The organism is Streptomyces sp. S6, assembly GCF_054880855.1.
In genome coordinates this window covers 1-793 of the sequence record NZ_JBTYMC010000708.1, presented here as the reverse complement: position 1 = coordinate 793, position 793 = coordinate 1, and the positions used below count along the sequence as shown (strand labels likewise).

Genomic DNA, 793 nt, shown 5'->3' with positions numbered 1-793 from the left:
TGCTGGACGAGGTCCTCGAACAGGGCGACGCGGCCCCGGTGATCGCCGAGGAGCTGCGGGCGGGCCGGCGCGTCCCGGGCCTGGGCCACCGGCTCTACCCCGGCGAGGACCCGCGCGCGCGTGCCCTGTTCGCCCTCCTGGCGGAGATCCCGCAGGCGCTCCCGGCGCTCTCGGCGGCCGAGGACGTCGTGGCCACCACCGCCCGCCACACCCCCCTGCACGCCAACGTCGACCTCGCCCTCGCCGTCCTGACCCAGTCCTTCGGCATGGCCCCCGCGGCGGGCGAGGCGATCTTCGCCGTCGCCCGTACGGCGGGCTGGATCGCGCACGCCCTGGAGGAGTACGACGAACGCCCCCTGCGGATGCGCCCCAGCGGCCTCTACGTGGGTCCCAGACCGCCCCGCCCGCTCCCAGAGGGCCACGGACACGCACCGACCGGACACTCTGCGTAGGGGGGCCCGGCCTCACCCTCTCGAAAAACCTCGCGGATCGGGACACACCGCCGTCGACAAGTCACCCTGCGCCAAGTCAGGTTAGGCTCACCTCTGTGAGTACGTGCACGACTGTCGCGCGGGATCTCGACGAGCCCTTCTCCGGGACCGCGGCCACGGCGACGACCTGGCTCCTGCTGGAACAGCCGGGCCCCTGGGGCGCCAAGGCGCTCACCGAGAGCCACCTGGACCGGCGGCTCGGCCGCGCCCTGGAGAAGGCCGCCCAGGGCACCGGCGTCCGCGTCGCGCTCATCCGGCGCCCCGGGCGCCACGCCGACTTCGGCACCCCGCCCCTGCGCCAG

1 protein-coding gene and 1 pseudogene are annotated in these 793 nt (G+C 75.2%); both read left to right on the top strand.

All coding sequences use genetic code 11. The annotated features are described in order from the left end of the window. A partial coding sequence (locus tag ACVNF4_RS36620) for a citrate/2-methylcitrate synthase (RefSeq protein ID WP_461807121.1) occupies window positions 1–452 on the top strand: 452 nt, incomplete at its 5' end. Window positions 453–547: 95 nt separating this feature from the next. Further along, window positions 548–793, top strand: a pseudogene (locus tag ACVNF4_RS36615) (sucrase ferredoxin); the annotation flags it as partial.